The 3,744-nt window shown below is 41.1% G+C and carries 1 pseudogene; it reads left to right on the top strand.

The features are described 5' to 3' along the window. Positions 1-12: 12 nt before the first annotated feature. Positions 13-3,744, top strand: a pseudogene (locus ACKPQ4_RS08700) (hypothetical protein); the annotation flags it as partial.

Consider the following 3,744-nt stretch of genomic DNA (forward strand, 5'->3'; position numbering starts at 1 on the left):
CATTATCATTCGATGACCACCGATTCTTTTGGAGTATTAGCCGATGTTCGAACGGGTGGTTTGAAGCGCGATTTAAGCCTTGTTTTTTCCTTAAATCAAGAAACCAGTAAAGCTTGGAAAAAAGACTTTGCAGACAACTTTATTTTCCGTGATCGGGTTCGGGCGATGAAAAACATACCCCTTGATCCTAATGTAAAAAGAAACCAGTGGTATGTATCTGCGAATGATGCAACAGTTGATGATCCAGACGCTTTACTTGCCGGCCCCCCTTGGTCAGTACTAGCAGATTTTCACAATTTGGAAGTTTTTGAAGATACACTGGTAATGGAACCGCCTGATCAATTTCCCAGAACTGTGGGAGATAATGCATTGATTTTTGGAAGGAGAGCACCAAACAGCCCAAGAAATGCCTTTCCCAATGCAAGATCGGCCTACCCCTATTATAATTGCTTCAGTTCGTCGGTTAGAAAGATTCGTCCAGAACCCAAAAACCATGCTATTCAGCCCGTTTTTGTAAAAGCGCGATTGTCTATTTGCCCGGTAGCAACGGATGACCCTGGAAACTTTTGCTTGGGCATCAATCCTGCCATCACTTTGTGGAATCCATACGATAAAAGGATGAAAGTGGACAACTTGTTTATTGAAATTCCTTTTGCAGGTGAAGGTGGCAGGTATGAACCTCTTGAATGTGATATCACTCAGGTAGATTTTCGTGAATATGATCTCTACCGAAAGTGGTGGGCGTATATGTATGCTGACTTCAATGCATCTTTCGAATTAAAAGATTCCGATATAGATCCTTTGTATCGACCGTATTACAGTGGCTACATTAAAAATTGGAAAGAACCTTGGGGTATTTACAATTTTGAGTCCGGGACAAATTCTTTTGGGGAAGCAAGATTCGAAGAGGGCTTGTTTGATAAATTTCTCCTTGGTCAAGGTGGGTTCAAGGCATCATTAGGAGTCAATGGCGATAATTGGAATAACCGAGTACCCCCCGATTCAATGCTTGGTATAAGATTAGAGGGAAATGTATTTTATCATGAAAACCCAAGGGATGGTTTTGGAGATTATACCTTTACTTTTCATAGCATGGAGAAAAAAAACATAGCCTTTGATCGATTAATCTTAGAGGTGACGAGTGAAGAAGGTTCCATGGAACCGGTTATTTTAGAACCAGGAGAAGTTGTTACATTTGCTGCTTTTGCATCGGAGGACGCCGCAGGTATACAGACAAATCAACCTGTGGTATCAACACCACAACCGCCAGAGATTATAAGAGTTACCCGAAAGCCAGCCGGAAAAGTAGAAAAAGGATATATTTGGGATTCTGGTTTTGCACTGGATAAAGACGCTTGTGCCTTCGTTATCAAAATGGGTGGGATCGCCGGTTACAAAACACAAACTGCAGAGAAATTTGATGCAAGTGGCTTGCTTTCAAGTACAAACTGGTCGTCTGTGGATGGATATATCGAACCGAAATGTTTCACCTTATGGCAGGGAGAACCTGATCTTGACAGCAGTCAGATTTTAAGCCGAATAACTGAGCCAAAGGTCGTTATACCTGATGGCGGTAGCAGCATTAAATTTAGTACTAATAACTACTTATCCTTGAATCTTGAGGAGACAGCTACAGGAAATTACGAAAAGGACCTCTTCGGGTTAGGTTGGGAGGTCAGTATTAATATGCCTGGCGATCTTGATAATGAAAGAATTACCTTGGTTGAATTTAATACACGAGCACTTGTTCATACCACGCAACATGGACAAGGGAATTGGCTCGGAGATGCAAAGGCAAAAGTACCCGATCATTATAGAGCACCTCCACAACTTAAGATTACCCCAAATCCAGGACCCACCTCCTATTCGATTGATGGAACCTTATTCGCATTTAATACAACAGCCGCCGATTATTCACCATCCTTCCCAAAATCTACTCCGGATATATATGAATTACCAGGGGCTAGACCTGATGGCCCCATACCCAATATAAATAATTCCACAAACCCAGATATTCGAGCCAATGCTCTAGGCTTCACAGTAAAAACAACGAATTACAATTTTGAGGATTCCGATAACCCGGAATTTTTATCGACCCCTCGAGTCAAGTCCTCATGGGGACAGGAAAGAATAGGTTTTTTTACCGAAGAAATCACGACGACATCTCCTTACACGGGCAAATTTTCTGATTCGAGCCATGCAGTCTTATTTGAAGTTTCCGCAGAAAAAAAATTATCAATCCTTCAATACAGGCATTCTAATTTGAATAACTACCTACATGGACCAAGCTATGCTTTGGGCAATTCATACGCCTCTACTCAAGTGGCACGGCATCGAAGTTGGGGCAGAGTGCAGAATATTGTTAAGAGGCCAACTTCGGAAGGAGGACTAACAAATGTTCGTCAAAATATGAAGGATGAAACGGACGCCATTAAATATTACGAAAATATTTTTGGAAAGGAAATTGCGGGCAAGAAAGGCTTGGGTAATTTTATTAACTGGGATATCGATCCAGACGGTGGGTTTGCCCCTTGGAGAGATTGGGGGGCAGATCAACTCAACCATCAAAATACTACAATTGATCATTCGTATTATTTGAATGCAGCACTATTGGATGGATTTTTGCTCTCAGGTTCTTCAACTGCAAACGATTACACCAGAGAAACTAATGCAATGATCGGTCAACGGTTTCGACCTTATTTGTGGGGTGCATTGAGTGGTCAAGTTGCCAATGTATCTCAGGATCTGAATATATCTGGGAACCATAGATTGATTGGATATTTTCGGAATAATACATGGGAGAATGCTCAAACCTCCTATGGTAAGAAAAGTAAAGAAAAAGGATATTCAACTGAAAATGATGATGATCATCGCTTTCAATCTGTTGCCAGCGATCTATTAGTGGATGGTGCTTTTAATATAAATTCCACATCCGTGGATGCTTGGGTCGCCCAACTTTCAAGCCTTCGCGGTTTAGCGGTTGAAAATGCCAATGTAGGATCCGGCGAGACTCCAATTATCCGCTTTTTAGAAGAACCCAATGCGAATGATTGGAATAAATTAAGGGTTTTAACTGATTCTGAAATTGAATCACTCGCAAAGGCACTCGTTAAGCAAGTTAAACTCAGGGGGCCGTTTCTCTCCGTTGCAGATTTTATAAACCGTAGGTTGACACTTGGGCCTATGGATAGTGATCCGAGTAAAGCGAGAGGCACGAGGGTAAACTTTGTTCAGCATGACTTAAGTGAATGGAATAAATATCAAGAGGATAGGTTTACTGCTCAAGGATTACGAGGAGCTGTTCAATCTGCAATCGCTGATGCTGGACTTAATGATCCTGTAAGAAAAGTGGGACAGCAGTTGATAAATAATTTGAGCATTTCGAGTAATAAAATCACTTTTGATAGTAAAGGCACAACTGTATCAAATGGTTGGCAACCTCATAAAGGTGATTTTATCCCATATATTCCAGCAGAACGATTTATAAATAGCTTTCTTAATGATTCAATTTTCGGCTTACATGCTTCTTCTAAACTTAATGAATTATATCCTCAAGGTTCCACAAGAAATTGGGGAGTTGGTTCATCTACTCAAATTAAGGAAGTGGTGGTTGGAGATGTTAATGGAGATGCAAGAATTGAATCGGTTCGAGACGATCTTATTTCATACCCCAATACCAACTTTGGAGAGGCTCCAGAAAATCTACTCGCGGTCGAACATTTGGCAACCGGAGCAAATAAACCA

The organism is Candidatus Chordibacter forsetii (assembly GCF_964187505.1).
Classification (GTDB): Bacteria; Verrucomicrobiota; Verrucomicrobiia; order Opitutales; family Seribacteraceae; genus Chordibacter; species Chordibacter forsetii.